At 55.8% G+C, this 24,775-nt stretch carries 23 protein-coding genes; 11 read left to right on the top strand and 12 right to left on the bottom strand.

What is annotated here, in order from left to right; genetic code table 11:
• The first annotated feature begins 85 nt into the window (after nucleotides 1-85).
• From lpxL to MARHY_RS03165, 11 genes are all read left to right on the top strand, one after another.
• A complete protein-coding gene (lpxL, locus tag MARHY_RS03215; protein WP_081496549.1) occupies nucleotides 86-1,048 on the top strand; it encodes an LpxL/LpxP family Kdo(2)-lipid IV(A) lauroyl/palmitoleoyl acyltransferase in 963 nt (320 codons plus the stop codon).
• 3 nt (nucleotides 1,049-1,051) lie between these two features.
• Nucleotides 1,052-2,020, top strand: coding sequence for a mitochondrial fission ELM1 family protein (locus tag MARHY_RS03210; RefSeq protein WP_041654559.1), 969 nt, complete (start codon nucleotides 1,052-1,054; stop codon nucleotides 2,018-2,020).
• Entirely contained in the window at nucleotides 2,017-3,135 is a 1,119-nt protein-coding gene (locus MARHY_RS03205; RefSeq protein WP_014420546.1) for a glycosyltransferase family 4 protein, read from the top strand. The genes MARHY_RS03210 and MARHY_RS03205 overlap by 4 nt, the downstream gene beginning before the upstream one ends.
• Entirely contained in the window at nucleotides 3,132-4,133 is a 1,002-nt protein-coding gene (locus tag MARHY_RS03200) for a glycosyltransferase (RefSeq protein ID WP_014420545.1), read from the top strand. Before MARHY_RS03205 ends, MARHY_RS03200 begins: the two co-directional genes overlap by 4 nt.
• Nucleotides 4,126-4,830 carry a YrbL family protein gene (locus MARHY_RS03195; protein ID WP_226374391.1) on the top strand — a complete coding sequence of 235 codons (705 nt, stop codon included), beginning with the start codon at nucleotides 4,126-4,128 and terminating at the stop codon, nucleotides 4,828-4,830. Before MARHY_RS03200 ends, MARHY_RS03195 begins: the two co-directional genes overlap by 8 nt.
• A 79-nt stretch (nucleotides 4,831-4,909) precedes the next feature.
• Nucleotides 4,910-6,328 carry a mannose-1-phosphate guanylyltransferase/mannose-6-phosphate isomerase gene (locus MARHY_RS03190; protein ID WP_041654558.1) on the top strand — a complete coding sequence of 473 codons (1,419 nt, stop codon included), beginning with the start codon at nucleotides 4,910-4,912 and terminating at the stop codon, nucleotides 6,326-6,328.
• Nucleotides 6,325-7,233, top strand: coding sequence for a lysophospholipid acyltransferase family protein (locus tag MARHY_RS03185; RefSeq protein WP_014420542.1), 909 nt, complete (start codon nucleotides 6,325-6,327; stop codon nucleotides 7,231-7,233). The genes MARHY_RS03190 and MARHY_RS03185 overlap by 4 nt, the downstream gene beginning before the upstream one ends.
• A 108-nt stretch (nucleotides 7,234-7,341) precedes the next feature.
• Nucleotides 7,342-8,316, top strand: a complete 975-nt coding sequence (locus MARHY_RS03180) for a glycosyl transferase family 90 (protein WP_014420541.1) — start codon at nucleotides 7,342-7,344, stop codon at nucleotides 8,314-8,316.
• A gap of 81 nt (nucleotides 8,317-8,397) precedes the next feature.
• Nucleotides 8,398-9,228, top strand: a complete 831-nt coding sequence (locus MARHY_RS03175) for a glycosyltransferase family 2 protein (RefSeq protein WP_014420540.1) — start codon at nucleotides 8,398-8,400, stop codon at nucleotides 9,226-9,228.
• Nucleotides 9,225-10,379 carry a glycosyltransferase gene (locus MARHY_RS03170; protein ID WP_014420539.1) on the top strand — a complete coding sequence of 385 codons (1,155 nt, stop codon included), beginning with the start codon at nucleotides 9,225-9,227 and terminating at the stop codon, nucleotides 10,377-10,379. Before MARHY_RS03175 ends, MARHY_RS03170 begins: the two co-directional genes overlap by 4 nt.
• Before the next feature lie 9 nt (nucleotides 10,380-10,388).
• On the top strand, nucleotides 10,389-11,321 hold the full coding sequence (locus MARHY_RS03165) for a sulfotransferase (RefSeq protein WP_014420538.1): 933 nt from the start codon (nucleotides 10,389-10,391) through the stop codon (nucleotides 11,319-11,321).
• Here MARHY_RS03165 and MARHY_RS03160 read toward each other — a convergent pair.
• Genes MARHY_RS03160 through MARHY_RS03105 form a run of 12 tightly spaced genes read right to left on the bottom strand, consistent with a single transcriptional unit; the run spans nucleotide 11,300 to nucleotide 24,720 of the window.
• A complete protein-coding gene (locus tag MARHY_RS03160; protein ID WP_041654557.1) occupies nucleotides 11,300-12,082 on the bottom strand; it encodes a phosphocholine cytidylyltransferase family protein in 783 nt (260 codons plus the stop codon). The two genes, MARHY_RS03165 and MARHY_RS03160, sit on opposite strands and share 22 nt — an antisense overlap.
• On the bottom strand, nucleotides 12,070-12,717 hold the full coding sequence (locus MARHY_RS03155; RefSeq protein WP_014420536.1) for a gamma-glutamyl-gamma-aminobutyrate hydrolase family protein: 648 nt from the start codon (nucleotides 12,715-12,717) through the stop codon (nucleotides 12,070-12,072). Before MARHY_RS03155 ends, MARHY_RS03160 begins: the two co-directional genes overlap by 13 nt.
• A 1-nt stretch (nucleotide 12,718) precedes the next feature.
• On the bottom strand, nucleotides 12,719-15,799 hold the full coding sequence (locus tag MARHY_RS03150; RefSeq protein ID WP_041654556.1) for a PEP/pyruvate-binding domain-containing protein: 3,081 nt from the start codon (nucleotides 15,797-15,799) through the stop codon (nucleotides 12,719-12,721).
• Nucleotides 15,800-15,839: 40 nt separating this feature from the next.
• Nucleotides 15,840-16,490, bottom strand: a complete 651-nt coding sequence (locus MARHY_RS03145; protein ID WP_041654555.1) for an HAD family hydrolase — start codon at nucleotides 16,488-16,490, stop codon at nucleotides 15,840-15,842.
• A 41-nt stretch (nucleotides 16,491-16,531) separates the two neighbouring features.
• Nucleotides 16,532-17,128, bottom strand: a complete 597-nt coding sequence (locus tag MARHY_RS03140) for a hypothetical protein (protein ID WP_226374389.1) — start codon at nucleotides 17,126-17,128, stop codon at nucleotides 16,532-16,534.
• 31 nt (nucleotides 17,129-17,159) lie between these two features.
• Entirely contained in the window at nucleotides 17,160-18,233 is a 1,074-nt protein-coding gene (locus tag MARHY_RS03135) for a glycosyltransferase (RefSeq protein WP_014420532.1), read from the bottom strand.
• A gap of 48 nt (nucleotides 18,234-18,281) precedes the next feature.
• Nucleotides 18,282-19,049 carry a lipopolysaccharide core heptose(II) kinase RfaY gene (locus MARHY_RS03130; protein ID WP_014420531.1) on the bottom strand — a complete coding sequence of 256 codons (768 nt, stop codon included), beginning with the start codon at nucleotides 19,047-19,049 and terminating at the stop codon, nucleotides 18,282-18,284.
• The gene (locus tag MARHY_RS03125) at nucleotides 19,049-20,311 is read right to left on the bottom strand and encodes a hypothetical protein (RefSeq protein WP_158011867.1); all 1,263 of its coding nucleotides are present in this window, start codon (nucleotides 20,309-20,311) and stop codon (nucleotides 19,049-19,051) included. Before MARHY_RS03125 ends, MARHY_RS03130 begins: the two co-directional genes overlap by 1 nt.
• 56 nt (nucleotides 20,312-20,367) lie before the next feature.
• Nucleotides 20,368-21,057, bottom strand: a complete 690-nt coding sequence (locus MARHY_RS03120; protein ID WP_014420529.1) for an acylneuraminate cytidylyltransferase family protein — start codon at nucleotides 21,055-21,057, stop codon at nucleotides 20,368-20,370.
• On the bottom strand, nucleotides 21,050-21,802 hold the full coding sequence (locus tag MARHY_RS03115; protein ID WP_014420528.1) for an HpcH/HpaI aldolase family protein: 753 nt from the start codon (nucleotides 21,800-21,802) through the stop codon (nucleotides 21,050-21,052). Before MARHY_RS03115 ends, MARHY_RS03120 begins: the two co-directional genes overlap by 8 nt.
• 21 nt (nucleotides 21,803-21,823) lie before the next feature.
• Entirely contained in the window at nucleotides 21,824-23,437 is a 1,614-nt protein-coding gene (locus MARHY_RS03110) for an aldolase catalytic domain-containing protein (RefSeq protein WP_014420527.1), read from the bottom strand.
• Entirely contained in the window at nucleotides 23,434-24,720 is a 1,287-nt protein-coding gene (locus MARHY_RS03105) for an O-antigen ligase family protein (protein WP_014420526.1), read from the bottom strand. Before MARHY_RS03105 ends, MARHY_RS03110 begins: the two co-directional genes overlap by 4 nt.
• Nucleotides 24,721-24,775 lie beyond the last annotated feature (55 nt).

The following is a 24,775-nucleotide window of genomic DNA, read 5'->3' as shown; positions in this document are numbered from 1 at the left end:
ACAGTGCGTTATCATAGGGCCAATTTTTCTTTGGACGGGCATCTTGCCCCCCGGAAAACCGTTTGTCGATGCAGGATTCACGATTTTGAAGAAGAAGTACCGCAAACTACCACGAAACACAGACTATTCAGCCTACCGCCATCCACGATGGTGGCCAACCTGGCTTGGCATAGCCGCGATGTGGCTAGTGGCCCAGTTGCCGCTGCGCCTGCAATGGTGGCTGGGCAAGATTGCTGGCCTGCTGGCCTGGCGGCTGGCGAAAAGCCGGCGCCATATTGCCGAAGTGAATATTCGCCTGTGTTTCCCGGAGCTGAACCAGCAGCAACAGGCCGCGCTGGTTCGCAATGCTTTTATCGCCAACGGGATTGGCTTGATGGAGATTGGTGTTGCCTGGTTTCGCGATGCGTCAAAACTCAAAAAGATCACCAGAGTTCACGGTCTCGAACACTTCGAGCAAGCGCTCGAAGAGGGGCATGGCGTATTGTTGCTCGGAGGCCACTACAGCACGCTGGATCTGGGTGGTAGCCTGGCGACGGAGTATATTGAGGCAGACGTCATGCAGCGGGATCACAACAACCCACTGATGAACGCAGTGATGACGCGGGCTCGCGGCCGACGTTACGGTTCGGTGCTGGGCGCACGTGACCTTCGCGGGCTATTTCGCTGCCTGAAGAACAACCGGGCCGTCTGGTACGCCACGGATCAGGACTACGGCCGGAAAGACATCGTTTTCGCGCCCTTCTTCGGGATTCCAACCGGCACCATTACTGCCACATCGCGGATTGCTGAGCGTAGCAAGTGCAAGGTTGTTCCCTTCAGTCATTTCCGCCGGGAAGATGGCCCGGGCTACGACATCTATTTCCACCCTGCCCTGGAGAACTTCCCCAGTGGCGATGATCTTGAGGATGCCACCAGGATCAACGCCATTATCGAGCAGGAAATCCGCAAGGCGCCCGACCAGTATCTTTGGATGCACCGCCGCTTCAAAACCAGACCGAACAGGGATGATCCGGGCTTCTATGGCCGAAAACGGAAGAAGAAGAGGTAACTCTTGAACAGGGACTCCGGCGCCACCGCACCCGTTATCTGGCTGATTACCGACAACAAGGCCGGCCATCGCAACCAGTTACGCGGTTTGGGTAATCGATTGCGCGTCCTCGCCGGCGCGGACCTCCATTGGATAAACGCCACGGATTACCCAACCCCGATGTGGCGAGCACTGACGGGAATTGCGCCGGCTTCGGTGCCAAACCTGCCCGCCCCTGCACTTATAATCGGGGCCGGTTCAGGAACCCACCGGTTATTGCTGGCCTTGCGACGCTATCGCAAGGCAAAAACGCTCGTGCTGATGAAGCCTGGATTCCCCCTCCGTTTGGTCGATGCCGCCATTATTCCGGCCCACGACAAGGTTAAGCCTGCTCGCAACATTCTGATCACAGAGGGGGTAATTAATGCCGTCACGCCCCTGGCCAGGCTCACCAGCAAGCCCGAAGCTCTGGTACTGATCGGAGGACCATCGCAGCACTATGACTGGCATGATGATGCCATTCTTTCGCAGTTGGGCGACCTGATGGCACGCTACCCCGAATGGCGCTGGACCATCACCAACTCCCGGCGCACACCAAAAGCCCTGTCCGACAGCCTCTCGGAGCTTCAGGGCCCCAGGATTTCAGTCGTTGACCACAATCAGACGCACGAGGGCTGGCTGAACCACCAGCTCGCGTCATCAAGAGCCGTCTGGGTAACACCGGATAGCCAGTCCATGGTGTGCGAAGCCGTTACGTCGGGGGTGCCAACCGGCCTTCTGGATCTTAATCCTCGATCGGGAAGCAGGGTAGCCAATGGTGTCGAGCAACTCGCAAAGAAAGGACTGCTGGCGCACTGGGCCGACCACGCATCAATCATGGCCGAACAGCCCGAACGACACGATCGTCTCTGGGAAGCGGACCGGGCCGGCCGCTGGGTAATGCAGATATTCCTGGGCAAGTATCAGAACAAGGACGGGGAGCGGACAAGGTGAGGGTTCTACAAGCGTTACCGGCGCTGCACAGTGGCGGTGTGGAAAGAGGTACTGTTGAATTCGCTGCCGAACTGGTGAAACGAGGCCACGAATCCTTCGTGGTTTCCAACGGCGGCCCGATGGCCGAACAGGTCCGCGGCCAGGGCTCCTCGCATATTCACATGCCGATACACCGAAAAACGCCGGCTTCATTCGGACAGATACTGCCCATGCGCAAGCTGCTGAAGGATCTGAAGCCAGACATCGTTCACGTGCGTTCCCGAATGCCGGCCTGGATTGTTCACCTGGCGTTGAAAACGCTGCCACAATATGAACGCCCGGCCGTAGTTTCGACCTTCCACGGCATGTATTCAGTGACGCCTTACAGCGCCATCATGGCAAAAGCGGATCAGGTCATAGCGGTGTCCAATTGCGTACGAGACTATGTTCTGAAGCACTTTGCTGTGCCGGAACACAAGCTGACGGTGGTCCAGCGTGGCGTAGACATTGAAGCCTTCCGCAACCGAGCCATCAACGAACAATGGCAAAACCACCTCCTCGGGAGGTTTCCTCAACTCGCCGGCAAAAAGATCATCATGATGCCGGGCCGTATCTCTCGCTGGAAAGGCCAGTTGCATTTTCTGGAGGCCATGGCGCGTATCGTACGTCAACGCCCGGATTGTCACGGCATCATCGTTGGCGGCGCAGAACCGGGTAAGGAGCGCTTTCTGCAGGAGCTGGAAAAGGAGCGCAGTCGTTTGCAACTGACTGATAAAGTCACGTTTCTCGGCCAGCGAAACGACATGACCAACCTCTACCTGCTGGCCGAGGTGGTGTGCCACATGTCCACCAAGCCAGAGCCCTTCGGCCGCACAGTCACCGAGGCCCTGGCGTCCGGTACACCGGTGGTGGCGTACAACCGCGGCGGTGCAGCGGAAACCCTGCAAGCCTGTTTCCGGGAAGGGCTGGTAACACCGGACGACACCGGCGCGTTTGCCAGCGCCGTGCTCGGGCTGCTGGACAAACCCAAGCCTGATATATTTCTTCCGGACCGGTTTTTACTGCGGGCGCAGACAGAGTCCACACTCGAGATATACGAAGCAGCAATTCAGACCAGACGGGCGGAGCTCCAGTGAAAGTTCTGCTGATGATGCTATCGCCTCCGTCCGCAAAAGGCGGCATGGAGAAACACTTCGCCGATCTTGCCAACGGACTGGCGGGAGCGGGTGTATCTGTCTACTGCATGTCGGCACCGGAACACCTCGAAGCTCTTGATCCCGGAGTAAACCGGTACCCGGTCAACACCAAAGGGTCCCGTTATTCTCCTACATTGATCTGCTCGATCGTAAAGGCGCTTCGGGCTCAGGAATTCGACCTGGTTCATGCTCAGGGCAGTAAGTCCGCTGCGACAATCCAGCTACTGTCGCCCCTGTTTCCCAAAACCCGTTTCATCGCGACCATTCACAATTTCAAATCCCGATATCCGGCTGCCAATCGGTTTTCAAGGATTATTGCCGTTAGCCACGCATTGGCCAGTGATATTGGCGGAAACGTAACCGTCGTTTATAACGGAATAAACATCGAGCGATGCCCGGAAGCGCCCTTCAACTTCCAGACTTACGATCGCCCCTTGTGGTTGGCTGTCGGCCGATTGGTTCACGCAAAGGGCTTCGATCAACTTATTGATGCCTTCCAGAGCGCAAAAGGCAGCCTGCTGATCGCAGGGGACGGGAAAGAGCACGAGGCACTGCAGGAGAGGATCGAACGGCTAAAGCTTACCAGCAGAGTCAAGCTCATCGGCTATCAGGAAGATATTCCCGGACTGATGCAGTCCGTCGACGGCATTGTAATTTCTTCTCGGCGCGAGGGTTTTTCCTATGTCTGTGCAGAAGCTCTTCTTTCGGGAAAACCAGTAGTCTCAACCGATGTGCCCGTGGCCAATGAGTTGCTCCCACCACAGCACATCTGTCCGACGGGTGACACCGCCGGGCTATCTTCGCTTCTCAACACGCCGATTGCCGAACTGGTGGAGTCTCAGGCTGGAGTACGGGATTTTGCTGCCCGTGAACTGAGCGTCGATTCTATGGTTGCGAACACCTTGCAGGTGTACCGTGAGGTTACACGCCGTGGATAGTGCACATAATCAATACCATCAGGCGGAAGCCAATCTGGATTCACTGTTGCCCTTTGCGCAAGGTGCCAATCGTTTTTGCTTTCAACATCCGGACAATCCGGACCGCTGCCTGAAGGTAATTCGCCCCGGGAGTATCCAGGCAAGGTATCAAAAACAGTCAGTGGTGAAACGGCTTTTGGGAAAAGCCCGGCTCAATGACAACACCCAGGAACTGAGAGCACACCAGCAACCGGCTATAAGACGCCTGATTCAAACAGGTAACGAAGAAAGCCTGTGGAGTCATTTACCAAAGTTCTATGGCCGGGTTGCGACCACCCTGGGGCCAGCGAACGAGAGCGAAATGCTTCGCTGCAAGGACGGCAATATAGCACCGACACTCGAATTCCTGATCCGGGGCGGAGGGCTAACGCCTGAGCTCCTTGAGGCCATTCAGCGGTTTGAGAACTGGCTGACCGCGAACCGCATTCTTACCCGCAATCTACTGCCACACAATCTTGTAGTAACCGATCGTACCGGCCAACCTGAGCTGTTTCTGGTGGACGGCCTGGGGGCTCCTGCTATCCCCCAGGCCCTGGCCTCGGCACCCGGCTGGAGCGAGCGCTATATTGAAAGGAAGGTTCGACGTTTCGAAAAGCGATTAGCCTGGGAGCAGGATAGCCAGGGACATTCCTGGGAAGATTTCCAACGCTTAAGATAAAACCGTGCCTGGCAGCGTGATAAGATATCGACCACTTTTATCTGCATCCATCGCAACTTTCACATCCCGGAGTGTGCACATGATTCACCCCGTCATCATGGCCGGAGGCACCGGCTCACGCCTTTGGCCACTGTCCAGGCAACTGAATCCGAAACAGTTCCTGAAACTGACGGACGATCGACTGTCCATGCTGCAACTCACGGTCGCCCGACTTGAGGGCATGGAATCTGCTGACCCGCTGCTGATCTGCAACGAAGATCACCGGTTCCTGGCGGCAGAACAGATGCGCCAGTCCGGCTACAACGATGCCCGCATTATCCTGGAGCCCTGTGGCCGCAACACGGCGCCGGCCATCGCCCTTGCTGCCCTGCAACTGATCAGAAAAACCGATGAGAATCAGAACCCACTGATGCTGGTACTGGCGGCGGATCATCTGATCAAGGATATGGGCGCATTCCAGAACGGTATTCGAAAGGCAATCCCGCTGGCCGAGCAGGGCAAGCTGGTCACCTTCGGGATTGTACCCGGCCATGCCGAAACCGGTTACGGCTATATTCAACAGGGTTCCGGACTGGCAGACGGCAGCTTCGAAGTCAGCCGGTTCGTCGAGAAACCAGACCAGAAGACTGCGGAACAGTATCTCAGCTCCGGCGATTACCTGTGGAACAGCGGCATGTTTCTTTTTGGCGCTCGCACTTACCTTCAGGAACTTCAGAAACACCGCCCGGATATTCTCGCCATTTGCCAGGCTGCGCTGGATGACGCCAGTGAGGATCTGCATTTCACCCGCGTAAACGAAAGCGTCTTTGCTGAGTGCCCGGAAGACTCCATTGATTATGCCGTCATGGAAAAAACGGATAACGCTGCGGTAGTCGCACTGGATGCAGGCTGGAGCGATATTGGTTCCTGGTCAGCGCTTTGGGAAGTGAGCGACAAGGATGCCAACGGCAACTGTTTCTCGGGCGATGTCATTGCCCACAATACCGAGACCACCCTGGTTCGGGCCGATAGCCGACTGGTAGCCACCGTAGGTGTGAAGGACCTGGTGATCATCGAAACAAAAGATGCCCTGCTGGTCGCTCACAAAGATCAGGTTCAGGACGTCAAGAAAGTGGTGGAAGCGATCAAGAATGATGGTCGCCACGAACATATGAATCACCGGGAGGTATACCGCCCCTGGGGGGTATACGATTCCATTGATAACGGTACCCGTTATCAGGTCAAGCGAATCACGGTTAAACCCGGCGCCAAGCTATCGGTTCAGATGCATCACCACAGGGCTGAACACTGGATCGTGGTCAGTGGCACCGCCAAAGTTACCAATGGCGAGAAAACCTATCTGGTCACGGAAAACCAGTCCACTTACATCCCGGTTGGCCAGATCCATTCTCTGGAGAATCCCGGCGTCATCGATCTTGAGCTGATTGAGGTTCAATCCGGCTCCTATCTCGGTGAAGACGACATTGTTCGTTACGAGGATCGTTACGGTCGGTCATGAGCAAGCTCAAGTATTTTCTGATTGCCGGCTTGTTGCGTATCGCCGGCCTGCTGCCTCTGAAACTTGCCCAGGCCATTGGCAGGTTCGTCGGTTTGCTGGCCTGGCGCCTGAACGGTCGCTCGCGAAAAACCACCGACGTAAACCTCAGGATCTGCCTGCCGGAACTATCGGCGGAGGAACAGCAAAGACTGTCGAAGGAATCCATGGCCCATACCGGCATGACGGCGATGGAGATTCCTTTGATGTGGGAATGGCCGGTCGACAAGTGCTTCAAACTTATCAAGGAAACCCGAGGGTTGGAGCTGGTTGATCAGGCGTTGGCCTCCGGCAAGGGACTGATCCTGCTCGCCCCCCACCTCGGCAACTGGGAACTGACCGGACTGTTTTTTTCGTCTCGCTACAAGATGGCTGCCCTCTACAGCCCTCCCCATATCAAGGAATTCGAGGACTACATGATCCGCGTACGTGGTCGTCTGGGTTCCGAACTGGTGCGCGGTGACCGTAAGGGACTGCTCCGGCTGATGGGCATTCTGAAAGAAGGCGGGGTGGCCGGCATACTTCCGGATCAGTCGCCACGAGGCAAAACCAACGCCTATGCTCCCTTCTTCGGGATGGAAGTGCGCACCATGACGCTGGTGAATCGCCTGATTCAGAAAACCGGAGCCAACGTTCTGGTCACTTTTGCTGAACGCCTGCCGGATGGCAATGGATTCCGCCTGATCGTTGAGGAGGCAGTTCCGGGCAATGGCGACTCAGATCCCGTGGTCGCCGCAACCGCGCTGAACCAATCGGTCGAGAAAGTCATTCGAATGGCACCCGCTCAGTATCAATGGGAGTACAAGCGCCTGCGACATCGCCCGCCCGGCAACCCCAACCCCTATTACCCTCATAAAATCTGTCGTTAGCGCCAGCCCCAACGTCATCGAATTGCCACAGAATCGTCACCCGGATGACATGGGGCTTGATTACAACTTATTGCCATACATTTCTCGTCCGGTATTCAGGAAGGTTGTATGGCAAAGCAGAACGCCCGCCCCAATCGGTTGCACAAAGCCGGCTTCTATGCCGCCAACGCGTTGTCCGGCGTTCTACCCTGGGCGTGGTGGTCACAGCAACGTGACCGCCTTATGTCTGAGCTGGAGAGCCTGACACCAAGCACTCGGGCGGACATCATGGCCCGGGTTCGTTACTACAACCGTTTACACCAAACCTTCGCACCGGCGCCCGATGCCGAGCCCATCCGCTCGTTTTCACCGCGCAATAAAAGCAGTGCCTATTACTTTGATCTTCGTAACGTGATCCGTTACTTTCCACGAGACGCCAGGGTTGCCTATCAGTTAGGCGATGTTACCCGCATACCCGAGCACCCCCGTTTCGTGAAGAGCCGGCCGATCACCGCTGGCGACACCAACGCGCACTCCGTGCTCCTGAAACTCAATACTGTTCGCCACTACGTCAAGGTCGAAGATAAGCTCACCTTCGAAGATAAACACCCTACGGCTGTCTGGCGGGGAAAATCCAATCACCCGGAACGCATTGCTTTCGCCCGAAAATGGGCCGACAGCCAACTTTGCGATATCGGATGTGTGCGCCACAAAGAGCCCGCATTGCAGGCCTATCACAAGCCTTTCATGACCATCCCGGAGCAACTCGAGCATCAGTTCATCGTTAGCGTGGAAGGCATCGACGTTGCCACTAACCTGAAATGGATCATGGCATCGAACTCGCTTTGCCTGATGCGGCAGCCGAGATTTGAAACCTGGTTTATGGAAGGCACCCTGCAGCCAGACATCCACTACGTCCAGCTCAAGGATGATTTTTCCGATCTTGAGCAGAAGGTCACCTACTACCGTGAGCACCCTTCGGAAGCAAAACGCATTATCACAAACGCCCGACAACATGCGGCGAGGTTCAGTAATCACAACCATGAGCGACTGATCTCGCTTCTGGTTATCGATCGCTATCTGAGGTTGTCCGGGCAGATCTGAAAAACCCCTGACAGGCATCCAGGCCGGAGCAAGTGTATACTAGGGCCCGTTTCAATCTGACGGCTCGGGCACTGGTATCTTATGTCTCCAAATTCCATTGGTGTGGTGATTACCACCTACAACTCCCCCCTCTGGCTTAGCAAAGTGCTCACTGGCTATGAATGCCAGAGCTTCAAGTCATTCCGTGTCATAATTGCGGACGATGGTTCGGCCGATGAGACAAAAGAACTGATTGATACCTTCAAAGCCCGCGGCATTCTCACGATCGATCACGTATGGCACGAAGACGACGGGTTCCGAAAGTGTCAGATTCTCAACAAAGCCATCCGTGAAACTGAGTGCGACTACCTGATCTTTACCGACGGCGACTGCATTCCCGAACCGGATTTCATTCAGACCCATCACGATCTGGCCCGGCCCGGTTACTTTCTTTCCGGCGGTTACATCAAGCTGACCATGCCGGTATCCGAGGCCATCACCGACAATGACATTCGCTCCGGTGAAATCTTCAAGCCCCAGTGGCTGGTTGCCCACGGCCAACCGAAAAACCACAAACTCTGGAAGCTTTCCTCTTCACGCGGGTTCCGTCGTTTTATGAACCGGATTACCCCTGCAGCCGCAAGCTGGAATGGCATGAACAGCTCCACCTGGACCAAAGATCTGATTGCGGTGAACGGTTTCAACGAAGACATGCAGTATGGTGGCCTGGACCGCGAGCTGGGTGAGCGTCTGTGGAACTATGGCCACAAATCCATGCAGATTCGATACAGCACGGTGTGCCTGCATCTGGATCATGCCCGGGGCTATTCAAAACCCGAGATCTGGGCCAGGAACCGGGCCATCCGGAAAGCCGTGAAGGATAACAAGACCTTCTGGGCCGAAAATGGTATCAAGAAGAAGCAAACCGCATGAGAACACTGGTTGTTATCCACAGCCTGAAAATGGGCGGTATGGAGCGCGTCGCGGTCAATCTGGCCGATGCCTTTGCTGAGGAAGGCCATGAAAGCCATCTGCTTTCTTGCCGGAATCACCCCAATGACCTGGCGCCTGCCAATCCGGGCGTGAAACTGCATTACTTTGATCAGTTTCAAGCCTTGATGAAGTCGATTATTGGCATTCCGGTATTTCTGTTATCCCGGCTGTTGCTTGGCGTCCTGCTCCCGCGCTCCCACTTCATGTGGGTTGGCTGGCTCAGTGGCTGGCTGCTCAAACGCCACATCCACTCCCTGGAAAAGCAGCACGGCCGGTTCGACCGAATCATTTTCCGTGGACTGGGCACCTTCAAATATTTCTGGTCGTTTCGGGATGAGCGTTGTGTCTACGTTCTTGAAAACGTCATTCATTACGACCGGCCACTCTGGCAAAAAAAGCTGGAGTGGAAGCTGGTGTTCCACCGCCGCCACCTGGCCTGCGTGTCTTCCGGCGTCATGGACTCGGCCCTCGAGGCCTTCGAAAAGGGCAGCATTCAGCCCACCAGCCTTCGGGTAATCACCAACCCCTGTCCGATCAGACAGATCGAGACACTGGCTGGCGAGCCCGATCCGGATATTCCCACCGCGCCCTACATTTTGAATGTGGCCCGTCTGGTGCCCCAGAAGGGCCATGCGCTGCTATTGGAAGCCTATGCCCGGTCAGGAATCAGCCACAAACTTGTGATTGTCGGAGAAGGACCTCTGCGCAGCGAGCTCGAAGCCAAGGCGAGAGAACTTGGCATCCATGATCGAGTGTTATTTGCAGGCAAGCGTAAGAATCCCTATCCCTGGATGAAAAACGCCGACCTCTTTGTGCTCGCGTCTGAATACGAAGGCCTGGGAATTGTGCTGACCGAAGCCCTGGCCTGTGGCACACCGATTATGGCGGTCGAAAGCCGCGGTGGCGTTCGCGACGTATTCCGGGGAGATCTCGAAGCCTACCTGACGCCGAGAACGGCAGAGGGACTGGCCGGAGGACTATCCGCAATTACGCAGGAGTTGCCGGTTACCGTAAAGCCTGAATGGCTGGCACCGTTTCGCAGTGAGGTGGTCGTGGCTGCCTTTCTTGACGCCCCCGATTCCCGACGATGAAGAATACCCATGGCTGAACACACCACCCCGCTCAATATTATGGTAGCCGGCATTTACTGGTCCGGTTCAGGAGCTGTAGTCGATTATCTCAAGGGCCACCCGGATTGCTTCGTTCCGCGTGGAGAATTCACGGACTTCAAGCGCAGCGGCCGTATTGGCTCGATGCTGGAGGCAGCAACTGCTCAGCGTGCAAAATGGTTGGCCAGAGGCATGTGGCTGGAAACCCGTCTTGGAAAACTCCCAGCCGCCCGGTTGAAAGCAGCAAAAGGCAAAGCGCAGGCATCCATGCCTTTGAAAGAACAAGTCGGGCATCACCGGTTAAAACTTGAGTATCTTGGCAAATACCGACGTCACCTTGGCAACAACGGCAGCCACACCGATGCCACGATCTGGAACCAGTGGTTGCAAGCCGTGGGGCTTGCCCAAGCCGCTGGAAAGCCGGCGATTGTCTGGAATCAGCCGATCTGGGTAGGTAAACACGAGCATATCTGGCCAGCCGTCTTCCAGCCTTACAAACTGATTGTTGTTCATCGCGACCCGGTGGACCAGTTCGCGGAAGTGGTTCGGCAAGGAAAAATCGGAAAACGAAAGTCCGATCCCGCGTTCAACGACGATGAAAAAGACGATATTGCCTACGTACTCACGGGTATCCGGGCCAAAATAAAAAGCCTGAGAGCCTTGGCAGACCAACTTGGCCGCAAGCAGATATTGCTGATCAGTTTTGAACGTTTCGTAAAAGACCACGGCTCGGAAGCACAAAGGCTCTGCGACTTTCTCAGCCTGCCAGAATCACAAACGCCCTCAGCACCCTTTGACCCAAGCATATCAATCCTGAACATCGGCATTGGTCAGACCGAGGCTATCCAGACCATGCTCGCCCCATATCAGAACCTGGTGGACGAGCTTTATCAACTACGACATCAACTGGACAGCTTGCAGTAAGAATCAAGGCGGCCATCCGCCGCCATTTCAGAATAGGCTTCCAGCTCCTCTGCTGTATCGACCTCCAGCCAGCCATTGGAAACAAGACAGGCTTTGACTGGCCAGCCTGTATCAATAAGGTGCTGAATAAAGCTGGTCATATACATGTTGTCGAAGTCTTTACCGTCGTATAAACGGGACCGGTCCAGTGCCAGAAAAGCATCCTTGAAAGCCTGGACGTGGTCTGCGCGAACCTTGATCAGCCCCATATACTGGGCCTCGACCTGATCGTAACTTTCCGGCTTTTTACCCAACTCGATGACAAGTCCCTTCTCGTTCATACGGAAAGTCTCAGCGTCATCAAGTGGCTCATCCATCCTCAACTGCCAGAGTCTGCGCCATTCACGATCAGCGGCAAGACACACAGGCGCCTCGCAATCCAGTAGCGACTGAAAAACGCCTGGCTCGTAGATAATGTCACCGTAACTGATGACCAGATCCTCACCGGGTACCATCTGGTCTTGAGCACAGAACAACGTGCGAACCATGTTGGTTGAGGCATACTCCGGGTTAATCACGAGACCAGCCCCGAGCGTATCCAGATCGCCGGATCGGTAACCTCCAATGACCGTGATGCCATCCGTAATGCCACATTGCCTCATCGCAGCCATCTGACGGTGCAGCAGCGGAACACCAGCAAGAGCAACCATGCATTTAGGGCGGTCTTCCGTATAAGGCCGCAGCCGGGTTCCCTGGCCTGCAGCCAGTATCAGTGTTCGCATGCTTCACCTCGGAGAATATGATTAAACAAACGGCTGTCAGCGTCGCTGAATGTCGACTCGCGCTCTGGGTGCCACATGATACCCGCCCAGGCCAGTCGATTATGCAGAAAGGCCTCAACATGCCCCTCGGGGCTATAACACTGAGGCGTCAGGGCTCCAGCCAGGCCATTGCTGGCAATCCCCCAGCCATGGTAACTGTTCACTTCCGTGCACTGCTGAAAACAGACCTTTGCCTCTGAGCTGGATACCAGAGGATGCCGAACGGCCACATGGCCCTCCACAGGCACCAGATCGCCGCCCAGCCAGACATTCATTATCTGCAAGCCTCGGCACACACCGATAACCGGCACTTCATTCTCGTGAGCCCATGACAGCAACTCCACCTCCAGTTGATCACGTTCTGGCGCGGTGTTCACGGCACCAGGCAGATGCGTCAGATCGTTCCCTCCAGACAGTATCAAGCCTTCGATTCCTGCAGCCCGGACCCAACGCCGGACATCGTCAAGCCGATTGGGAATCGGTATGGGCGTATAGCCCAGCGCTTCCATAAACAGGAACCATTGCTGATCCAGGCAATCCCGGCGCTCGCCATAAGAGGCGACCACCTCTACCCTCTGAGTGATGCCGATTCTCATGTTATCGAATCACCTCGATACGCTTGTTGACAGGGTCCAGCTCCAGAACGTCAGCCTTGGCGAGTGCCGCGTATTTACCCTCCCCTACACCAATGGCAGCTGGCAGACCAAACTCCGCCGCACGAATGGCCATATGGGAGTTTGCACCGCCGTACATCGTAATCAGTCCTGCAATCCCGTGGCCGAACAACCAGTCATAGCCCGGATCCGCCTGAGGGATCAGCGCTACCTTGCCTTCCAGGATTGCTCCCTTCTCATTGGAAACGTTACGGAGATCGACGCACTCGGCGACCACCCGCTGCTTTCCGACGAAATTGGCGTGGCTCTCAGAATAGACAAAAGAATAAAAGTCAGCCTCCGAGAACAACAACGGCGGCAATTCAATCATTGCCGCAGCTCGGGCTGCTTGCTCGCCTTCTTCCGCTCGCAAAGTCAGCCAGCTGCCTCTGTCGGCCCCTCCAACCTGCCCGGCGCGCAGCGTTGCGAACGCCTCCAGCGGAATCCCGGCAACCTGCTCTCTGCCAAGGCCATACTCCGCACCAACACGGGCAAGACACTCAATCGCCAGTGACAAATGGCGCGTAAACACAAATTTAGCCCGTTCACGGCCTTCGATGGCACCCCGCAAAAAACGCTCAAGAACATCAACATCCGACGGCAGCCCAACCGATGCCATCGCGCTCGCAAAAGCGGCCCTCTCCTCATTCCAGGCACCCATAGGTGACTCGTCGCCATGTCCGAGCTCCGCCAATTCCGCACGCGCCACGGCAGGCGCCAGATATTGCTCCGGGTTCTCCCCGTAACAGGCAGAAGTGATGTCATAGGTTCCCGGCCGAAGATGCCCGTACCGAGACACCAACTCTGCAAAAGGCATTCGCTTCTGCGCAACACTGGCCACATCGTCGGTAAACTGGTGCGACACCGTGCGGATCGAATTCATGAATTCGTCTACGGCGGCCTGGGATAACACGCCATTACGAACAGCGGACCTCAGCAACGTCACCGCCACAAAGCCACTCCTCGCAAGATGGGCAAATACCAAAGTTCCATAACGTCGGCACTCCTCGAGAAGTGCAAACACAAGATCAAGGCTGGGCTTCGGCTGACAATCAAAACGGTCGAATCTGGCCTCGGCCTCCGCAACCAGACGTAAATCTCCATCGGTGCGGGCAACGGCACCGGCCGTTATGGCTCGAAGGCCTTCAGCCAGTTGCTCAATCTCCTGCGGCTGGAATTCCCCCTCAACGGCAAGGCGCTCACGCCAACGCTCAAAGTCCAGCGCATAACAGGTAGGCACCACATCAAATTCCACCTTGTCGTGCAGGTGCGGATGCTGCCTCAACCAACCCAGATAGAAATCGACGAGCCGTTCCGCCAGGCCATCGGGCACGGTAGCGGGGATAAATGAGTTGAAGCTGGCACGCACGTCAACGTAGGGGTGGCCTGCAAACATCTGTAACAACGGTTGCGGTCTGACGTCCCGGTATCCGTATTCCGCCCTTTGAGTCGCCCAGACATCATCAAGAATCAGATATCGGTAAAGACTGGACGCCAGACGCCCCGGCCGGGTACCAATGATTTCCGCCGGATTCCAGTCGGGCATGACGCCAAAAACACCGTTTCGACCCAGCACGAAAGGCCCCGGACACTGCAGCTCGCGGAAACGCGCCACGGCTGCTTTCAGGTAACCATCCTGGAAGTCATCCGGATTCAGTTCATGCTGGACAGCAATCGGACGGACCTGAAGGATGTGAATACTTCCACCCTCCGTGATCGCAAATTCGATATCAAGAGAGTCAAAATCCAGAAGATCTTCCACTTCCCGCAACGCCGGGAGCAATCCCGCCAGGTTATCGGGTATGCAAAGCCCGTCTTCGGGCGCAGTCCGGCGGACAACCAGAGTTTTGTGCTCCCGACTCGAGCCACTGGTGATCGACTCCGTGCTGCGGGTGGTATCGTCATAGTTCACAACATAGTAGGGGGCGCCGGAGGAAAGCGTTTTGGTAAAGGCGACGCCACTGGCAATAACCCGCTCCAGCATCGGTTGGACCAGCACCTGATTCTCCGGATGACCATCCGGGTAGGACGCGATCACCTCCTCAACCGCAGAACGCAGTGCCTCCTCATTTGCCCGCTCCACATTCAGAATACTGGTGTACGCGCCGGCGTTGGACACTCCGAAGCCATCCTCAGACAGGGCACTGCTTCGTACCACCAAACGGGAATATGCCGCCAACTCCGTTTCGATGTCGGCCAGAACATCCGTCGAGCCCTCCAGCCAGTCCGCGACGGTGAAACTGACCTGATCCTCAATTCGACTGCGGGTGACAACGCCCTGTAATCGATACAACGTCTGGGCCTTGGTACCCAAAACGAACCGGCTCAGGTCATTGGCGTCATTCATCTCGGCCCATTCACCAGCCACATCCACAGCGGCAATAGGGAACCCTCGAATACGCAGGTACTCAAGCAACTGACTCAAACTACCGGATTTCAAAGACGTCGGTATGGCCGCAGCATCCGCCAGATAATCAGCCACACCACCCGATAACCGCACAAGACCAACAAACTCCGCGTCGGCCAGCTCTTCCGGGATATCTCGGCCGAGTCTTGTAACCATGCCGCCGTGAAGATTAACCTTTTCGCACCGGGCCATATCCTCCCGGGATCGGCCCTCGTAGCGGCTACGCCAACTGGAATCCACCAGTATCGCAATCTCTGTCTGCAAGGCTGCCAATGCATCGACGGCTGAATCACGGAACAGAATGTCCGCGTACGATACATAATGGGTATGCTGCGCATCCAGTGGCGCTTCCAGTAACGAGGCCGCTGCGCCCGTGGTTTCCCAATGGGGATTCAATGAGTAGTGCAGGTCCGGATAACGCTCAACCACCGCCTCCAGTTGGTAGCCACCCACGAAATTCGTCTGAGGGTTCAGACCTCGCATCGCGTGAAGCAACCAGTCCAGAACCCGGCGGCGGCCAGTGGTTCCCCGAAGCACGCTGTGCTGTTCGCCTTTGAACGGCTTCCCCGCTCCGAGAATAATCAGACGCGTATTAGAGTGATTGTCGGTTTGTTTCACAGGCGATGACCAAAGCAAAAGTGGGAATACACCGAACCAGCTAGAACTGGTCCGCAATTGCGGCGATGGATCCAAGCGTCATGTCGGCGTCCCTGAAGTCAAAACTCGACTCGCTCCAGCCGCTGACGAAAATGAAATCCAGGCTCGCGCGCCTGGCCGCTTCGATATCGTACTGACTATCACCAACAAAAATGGCCGGCTCGCCAATAACACGCTCGACCTTGAGGCGGCTAAGTATCTCGTCCTTCGTATCCGGACTGCCATAGATACCTCCATCGAACAGATGGTCCAGCCCGCGCTGACTGAACACCGAGCGCAATTCCACCTGATCTCCACCGGAGACGATCAGCCAGTTTGAGTCCTTTGTCAGCTGTCGCAACCGATCAATTCCCGGGGCGACATCGCAGGATAATAATCCCTGCTTCACATACTCAGCGTAGGTCGACAACAGGTGGCTCAGCTCCGCTTCATCCACGGACTCACGACCCAGAATCCCGGTCATGAAATACTGGAACTTGATGTACCGGGAAATCCCCCCGTTTTTTACATGGTAGTCGACCAATTGCCGCGCATAATGAGCACCATAGGGTTCGGCCGCTCGAAAAAACGCATCCGTCTTGATGCGATTGGAGTCCAGAACCACGCCATCGCAGTCGAATACCCAGGTTTTGTAGCACTTCATGTTCATCATGTCTGAACTCGTCCTATTCATAGCTACAACAAGCCGTTCTGTTAGCTGTTGGACCGCAGTCTCTGCAACACCTGAATGGCTGAAATGTGCACACAGCCCAACTGAGCAGGGAAGGGACTATCGAGCAGCATGGCAATGGCAAACCGGTGACAACCAGCCCCCGAAAAGACCGGTTCCCCCCCCGGTCCCAGGTGCATCAGCACACCACCGACCTCGCGGAAGTTGTCGGGTTCCAACTGTGCTTGCGAGGCAAGATAGCCTTGCTGCCGAGACGCGTTCCAGATCTGCTCCAGAGTATCAAACCGCTGCATGACATCCTCACGGGTTCGACATTTATCGGTAACGCCAGTTGGTGAAACCCGAATCCGGCTCATCATGAAGTCAATGGCGCCGGCCTCTTCCCAGGTTTTTCCATCGCGCCAGTGTGCCCAGCAATAAGTAAGCTTGGGATGAGAATCAAAGGATTGCAGGAGATCCTCGGGCCAATCGCGGACGACCCGCCCCGACAACTGCCGCGAGCCCGTTCCCATTCGCCTGGCAAGATCAGCGGCCTCGATATACTGCGAGCACTGGCGGGGGTCTATCCACACCCGTTCCGCATACCTTGGTGCACCTGGCCCATAACGCAAACGATTCAAGGTATCGGTCCTGAGGGCCCGTATTCGATATTTAAGCGCCAAAGAACAACTCCCGGGTTTCTTTCAGCATGCGATCCATCCCGAACTCCTCAGCAATGTGGGTGCGCAACGCCTCTCTCTCGAAACTGAGCTCTCCGTCAAGGATTCGCCGGATGCCGTCCGCCATCGCGTCTACGTCATCAATGTTCACCAGAACACCATAACGTCCGTGATCCAACAACTCTTCACTACCGGGAACCCTCGTCGAAACAACCGGTACGCCTAGACTCATGGCCTCATTCAGAACGTTTGCCATTCCTTCATTGCGGGAGCAAAGAAGAAAAAGATCAATACTTCGAAAGTACGCGGGCATATCGGCCTGATAGCCCAGAAAATGAATGCGGCCGGATTCCGGGCGTGCCTCGATGGCGGATTTGATCTGGGCCTCAAACTCTCCCTCGCCAACGTGCACAACATGAACATGGTCAGGCAGGCGGGCCACCACTTCGGGCAAAAGGTCAAAACCCTTCTGCGGACTGAATCGACCGGCGCATCCGACAATGATGCTGTCTTCGGACAGGCCTAGCGTTTGCCTGATCGAAAGCTGCATTCCCTCTATAGGCGGCAGATCAAAGCCATTGTAAACACGGCAGACCCGCTCGGGACTGAATAACCGCCGGTGCCGAAGCATGGCGTCCCGCAATGAGTTACTGTTCACCATCAAAATGGCGTTCATGATTCGAAAGATCATAAAGAATTTGATCGGACTTTTGACGCGACGGGCAATGCCCAGATAGAGGATGACGCGTTCAACACCCGCCAATTTCGACGAGAGGGTAACCAGCCACCAGTCTTTTTTCAGAGCTGAAAAGACGGCGTCTGGCCTGATTCGCTTCAGAATTCTCACGTAATTGGCAACTACAAAAAGGTTAAAATCCCCTCCCCTGGAGCCCACCTCTATCACCGTCACGTTTTCAAGGTCCTGAAAACGGTCAGCAAAAAAACCTCTCAGTAACACGACGTAAACGGCCACTCCCTGCTCCCCCAGGAGCCGGGCCCGCAAGCGAACATTTTTCTCGATACCACCCCAGACTTTGGACGGGCAAAACATAACGGTTTTTTTCATTGATCCTGCCTTGGCTGAGATTCAGGGGGTCGCTGGCCGACCTTGGCCTTATTGCTGCTTCTTCCGGCGTATATCGCGCTTGGATTCCCGTATTGCAAAACTGAGGTTCTCCAGCCTGTGGGCGAGCCGTAACCAGAGGGACGCCCTCTCCTGGTCGGTCAGATGCACGGCGGCCTCCGGACAGCTCCTGATGAACCGATCCAGCTCTCTCGCTTTCTGAAGACTCGCAAAAAAGCGCGGTCGCTTGAGACGGAAATCAATAAACACAACCTGATCACCATCCATCAGAAAATTGGCACGTTGAGCATCCGTTCTCAGGTAACCAGCTCGGTGAAGCCTTCTGAGGGCATCAAGAACCAGACCGGCGTCACCGGCCTCTGCCGGCCGACCGTCAACAAACCGATAACAGAGGAAAGCATCGACCACCACACCCGACTGACGCTTCTCACACGCCAGGACCGGATCGGGCGCTGCAAAGCCCATGGCTTTCATCTTCTCGAGCTGATGGAACGATCGGACCGCATCACTGCCGCGAAAAAAGGTAAGCATCCGCTCCCAACGTCGACCATTCCGGGCGCGAGGAACCTTGAGCATAAGCGCCCCGTCGGTATCCGTCTCAATCCGGGCACTCAAGGTCCGGCGATTGTCACGAAACACCCGGGTGAAAGTCATTTCACCCTGTTCAATGACTGACAGCAGAGCAAGACTCTCGGCCTCCCCGAGGTAAGACACCAGTCGCCACGCCCCCTGACGAAAATGGTTTGCCGGAGCTACAGTATTCTCCGGCACGACCTTGCCTGCGCTTTCAGAGGCCATCAGATCAGCGCCTGCTTACGTGCACCATAAGCCTCCTGCAACTGCAACAGGTACTGTTCCAGCCCCATAGCCATTACGGCCTCAAACCGTTCATCTCCGGATATGTGCCCTACCGCCCACAAACGGTTCAGGATCAGGAACTGGACCACAGGGTCGTGCGTCTTGATAAAGGACCGCGTGTAGTCGATCGGTTTCTCATCCGGCGCTTTGTAGCCTGCGAATCGCCCCGATGACAACATCATGTCGGTATTGAATACCTTGAGCGACCCCGGTCCGAAACGCAGAAGGTCAAGAACCGCATTGGGCCCGGCGTTCAGATGTGTATCCGGCATCAGCCACTGCAACGACGCCAGTTGGCGAACGCTATTCAGCTCTTTTGGAAAAAACGAGCGGCCCTTGTGATTGTTAAACACGGCCCAACGCAAAGAGGCGAGAACCCCGGTGTATGGCATCTGGGACAGCTGCTGAGCCTGTTTGTTGTTGTAGTAGCTGATATCGACCCTCTCACCCTGAGTGGCAGGATCTCTCCCGGTATCGCCCCCCCGATAACCAAACTTGATGACCAGGTCGTTGGCATCAATCTCTGAGCCATTCATGGCCTTGGTTGCCACCGGCCCTACCAGGGCCAGTTTTCTGCCTTGGAGCTCCTTTCGGAACTCCGCATCCACCGTCGTGTCATCCAACTTGCGATGATGCCCCCCTGGCGTCGGTTGTGCACTGAACAACTGCAGCAGCCAACGGCCCTGATCGTAGCGCGACTGATCCAGTCCTCTTGACTTCATTCGCTCAAGCAAGTCGTTTGCGCGCTGGTAATCTCCCGTTTCGATCGCTGCATAGCATCCCGCGGTGAGCTCGTTTAGTGAGGCTCTGGCCTGCTGGGACCGAACCAGCATTGCCGCAATCGCTTTATCCCGAAACCGGTTCGCTGGCAAAAAAAGACCGATACCCAGCCCGAGGCGATACAGGTCGAGCCAGGCCATGGCATTGATCGTGGTGGCGGGCAAGTCGGCTATTGCGCGCTCGACACCAGTGATCGCTTGCTCCGAAAGTGCGGTGCAGCGTAACGCTCCAACCTCCGTCAGCCGTTGCCACACAGCGAGGAGTTCTCCAGGAGGCGCCTTATAGCCGAAGCGTTTGAAGGCATGGGATAACGATTGGTCGTTGGCCTCTTCAGCGTGCTGAGCCTGCTGGTACGCTTGCTTCAGAATGCCATAGCGCCACCAACGATCTTTACGACGTCTGAAATCAGAAAAAAAAGCCATCACACCCATGACACTCAATATCAGAAGGGAAACCAGAGCAAGCCCGGGTAATCGTGTTACTCATCACGATAGAAGGCCTTCATGGCAAGGGCCATCTCGTAGTCCTCAAACTCATCAATATCCACCCCTGCCATCTTACCAACCTGATGCATGTAAGGGTTCGGACCCAGGAAATACCCCTCTGCCAGGGTCTGTTCCCGGCTTCTCATGTACAGGCCATTGGTCACACGATAGATATCCGGCAATTCCTGACTGATCGTATGATTCTTGTCAGCCTGATAATTCAGTGGGCCGTTCTTGTCCCAGAAATACTCCTTCAAAAGATTGACCGAGACCAGACTGTCGTGGCTCTGCTTGTCGACAACGTGCTCAAGGTAAAGCTCGAATCCCGAACGATATTCGGCAGGCGACATCAATGGCACAACAACAGTGACCCAGGCAAAGTGATCGGTGGGTATGTCCTGAACAACCCCGGTAATGACTTCGCTGAATGACGCCTGGTGTCCGACGCTGAGGTAATCGTTGCGGGGCAGAAACTCGACACCATGAGCCCGGGCCGCTTCTTTCACTCGTTCAGAGTTCGAACTCAGGAAGATACGATCCGGCCGTTGCACTTTTTTCAGCTGGCTGATCTTCCAGTCGAGCAGCGTCGTGTTGTCACCGAAGGGAAGGAAGATCTTTTCCCGAACCCGGCTACTGCCCTCGCGGACAGGGATAACCACTGAGATATCAGAAAAATCAGCCACAAATATCTCCTTTCATACGCTGGCACGCTTCCGCAAACACATTAACGTCCACCGAGTGAGCAATGTAGTTGAAGCCCGCAGCCATAAGATCTTTTGAGCGGGAAACCTGATCGCTGAAAGCCCCAAGCAAAACACCTTTGGCCGAAGCTTTCGCCGCAATTTCCTCAATCAGAGCCAGTACCTCCGGCGCGTCCACCTGGCCCGGCAAGCCGACAGACTGTGACAGATCATAAGGGCCCACAAACAGGACATCAAAACCGCCGACGTCGAGAATGGCATCCATATTCCGGACGCCTTCAGTGCCCTCAACCTGAAGCACCAGTGTCTGAGTATTCGAGTCGGAGAAATAGCGGTCTTTCTCCATCGTTCCGTAGTTTGCTGCCCGGACAAACCGGCACACTCCCCGCTGCCCCATTGGGTGGAATCTTGCAGCTGCAACTGCTTGCCGAGCCTGCTCCGCGGTATTGATATTGGGCACCTGGACACCATCGGCCCCGCTGTCCAAAGCACTGCCGATGGCATGACTATCCACGCCCCGAACCCGAACAATGGAGGCAATTCGCCCGAGCCGGGCAGCCCGCACGTGATGGTGCAGTGTCTCCAGGCCGCAGGGCCCGTGTTCCTGATCCAGAATGATAAAATCCATTCCGCCAAGGCCCGCGGCCTCAACGAAGGCACTGTCCGTGGTCTTGCTGAATAAGCCCAGGCACGGGCCATTGTTCAGCTTACTGTTAAAGTCTGACATCGTTGCTTTTCTCCTGGAACTTCAACTCACAAGACCATAAATACTGATGGTCGGTACGCGGTATCGGGTCGGTGTTACGCTCCGTAGCGGGAGATGCTCCGGGTGCTGCAGATAGAGCTCAAGAAGCTTCTCCATCTCAGCATTTCTTGGATCATCTGCCGAAAACCCGTCAAAACCCGCAAGAGAAATGCGGCACGCGCCACCGCTGGTGGCAATCGCCAACACGTAAGCGACAACCAGTGAGTTAGGCAGTTGGGCGCTGCTTGCGTTGAACTCAAAAGTATCGCTGGACACCTTGAGCCCGAAGTCGAGGATCTCCTTTCCCTCCAAAGACAGCCTTACATCCTCGGGCAGCATTGAATAAGGGGTAATTAACGGCTGCGGAAGGCTACGATGAGCATCGCAGTCTGCCAACAACCTGACAGGATGGCACGCTGCCCGCGCATCGATCAAAGCGTCACTTACCCCACGCTGCGCGTTCAGAGCAAGCACAAACGGCTTGAACGTCTTGATATAGAGTTCAATGATATCTTTGTGCCGCTCAACCCCGGGCCCTGAGCCCAGAACCAGGACCTCTCGCCCCTTGAGGCTGGCCTCAGGACGCCAGCGTCCAGTCAGCTCACCACGGAAGAAGTGCCTCGCGGCCTCGAGGTTGGTAAAGCTGAACCGCTTGCCCCCTTCAACCTTCAGATGCTCAATGGCCGCCAGGATATCCTCTTCACTGTATCGCTGGTCGCTCAGCATTTCCTGAATGTAGGTTGGGTGTATACCGTACTGGCCTGCCAGAAAATAGTAGGGGTTACTCCCCCACTGGTGTTCACTCTTGAGAGGATCAAAGTAATTTCGGATAACTGAAAGCAGTGGCGTGATATTTAATTCACGACTACCGTCGCCAGACAGCGCCAGAGCGAGATACTCTGTTCTGGTGTTACCCGGCCCCCGCCCCATGCCGGTCACGGTCGCGTCCAGCCAGGTCACGCCCTCCTCCAGTGCTGCCATGGTGTTGGCCAGAGCGTTACCCATATTGTCGTGGGTGTGGATTCCCATGGCACCGGTCCAGTTTTCCCGAAAGAGCGCCACCAGACGACGTGTATCAGCCGGGTTCATGCTCCCCATGGAATCGGCGAAGTACAGAACGTCCAGAGGATAACTTGAGGCCAGTCTGCTAAGCCGGCGGATCTCATCGGCCTCACGGTCCGCCACTTGCATCAGATTGAAGCCGACCTGATAACCACGATCTTTAAGCCATACGGACGCCTCAAGCGCGGGCTCAAACTCATGGACATGGCAGGCAATCCGTACGAGGGACACCGGAGAACCGTCAGCCGGGACAAAAAGATTCTCGAGCCGGCTCGACAGAGAACCTTCACCACTGACTAACTCGGATGCATTCACCATAACACCAAGCTTGAGACTCTCCGGAACGCTAAGCGTGCGGATAAACTGATCCGTGGTATAGGCACAGCCGCCCTTGAAGCCCTCATTTTTCAGGGAGCGCAACCCGAGTTCAACGTATCCGACAGGAAGTGCAGCCATGGCTTCCAGATAGTCGTTGATGAGATCAACCGGAAAGTCCCAGCTGTTGTAATAGCCTCCATCCCGGAGTGTGCAGTCCAATAGGATCGGGGTACTCAAACTAGCCTCCTGGAGGAAACAAGGGCTGATGACTGTCCATCAGCATCTTCAGCCTCCGACTGACGAATGATGGCCCACAAAAACAGGGGCAGGATAACGTACATCATAACCCCGAGATTCCGGCTGAACATACCCTGCGTCAGGCAGAAAACCACGAAGGATAAGGTAAAAGCGACGCCGGCGAAGGCACAGGCCTTGATCGTCGGTTCTGTTGACGACAGGTAGCGCCAGAACAGCATCACGGGAACAACAAACACCAGAAGCAGTGCCGCCAACGCCAACAGCCCGCCTTTGGCAGCATGATCTACGAACTGGTTATGCAGGTGCCGGAAGGTGAGCAACCCACCATCGATTTTCCCGTCTGCAACCAGGGACTGAAGCTCCGAATGAAACTGACTTTCACCGACACCCGTCACAGGATGGGCAGAGAACATCAAGGCTCCGGCTTTCCACATTTCCAGCCTCAGCCCGACGGAGGTACCCACTCGGTGTTCCGTGAAGTACGAGCGCGCTTCGGACACGGCCACATCGACACGGTCGCTCACGATCTTCATGTTTCCTGCCACAACCCCAAGCGTTGCGATGATCACAAGCGCCAATGCCAGCAGCCTGGGTCGACGGATCAATACACCTCGATAGGCCCAGAGGCCCACAAGCGCAATAACGGGCAAGGCCAACCAGCCACCACGGGTGCCCGACAACAGCAATGCGGCGACACCTCCCACCGAGCCAAGGCCATAAAACAACAGCAGCGACCGGCGGCGACCGGGCTTTGGCAACTCCGCGAACAGTCCAGTGAGAGACACCAGGGCGAGGATCAGCGCTCCATTTCCGAAGTAAATCGCGTTGTCAAAACTGGACACTCTGGCCACACCAGACACGAACACCTCATAAACAGCAAAAACACCGGAGGCAATGGCCCCGATTGCAGCCCCCGCAAATACTGCACGCGCTGTAACAGGAACACGGAGCAGCATCGTCAGAATGATTGCGGCAGCAACAAAGCGGCTGGGACGATCAAAGCTGGACATGTTGTCCTGATGCCAGAGAGTCAGCACCACGTACACCATGCCATAGAGCAAAAAAGCTAACGCGAAAACCCGATCCCGGCCGTTCATGACCATAGCAATCTCGCGAGTTCGCCAGCAACCGAGAGCAGCCAGAAGCAGAAACGCCGGTGCGTAGCCGTAGACGGCAGGAACAATCGCCAGAGTCGCCAGATAGAAAAAAATGGCAACCGCAATGGAGGAGGAAAGAATGGAGTGGTTTGAGGCTATGAACAATTTCGTTATCCGGGAATAAAAGAGAGAGTGGGCCTTAAGATCGAAAAACGTAACG

Source organism: Marinobacter nauticus ATCC 49840, from assembly GCF_000284615.1.
Lineage (GTDB): Bacteria > Pseudomonadota > Gammaproteobacteria > Pseudomonadales > Oleiphilaceae > Marinobacter > Marinobacter nauticus.
The sequence above is the reverse complement of the archived record's forward strand: the minus strand, read 5'-3'. Positions and strand labels throughout refer to the sequence as shown.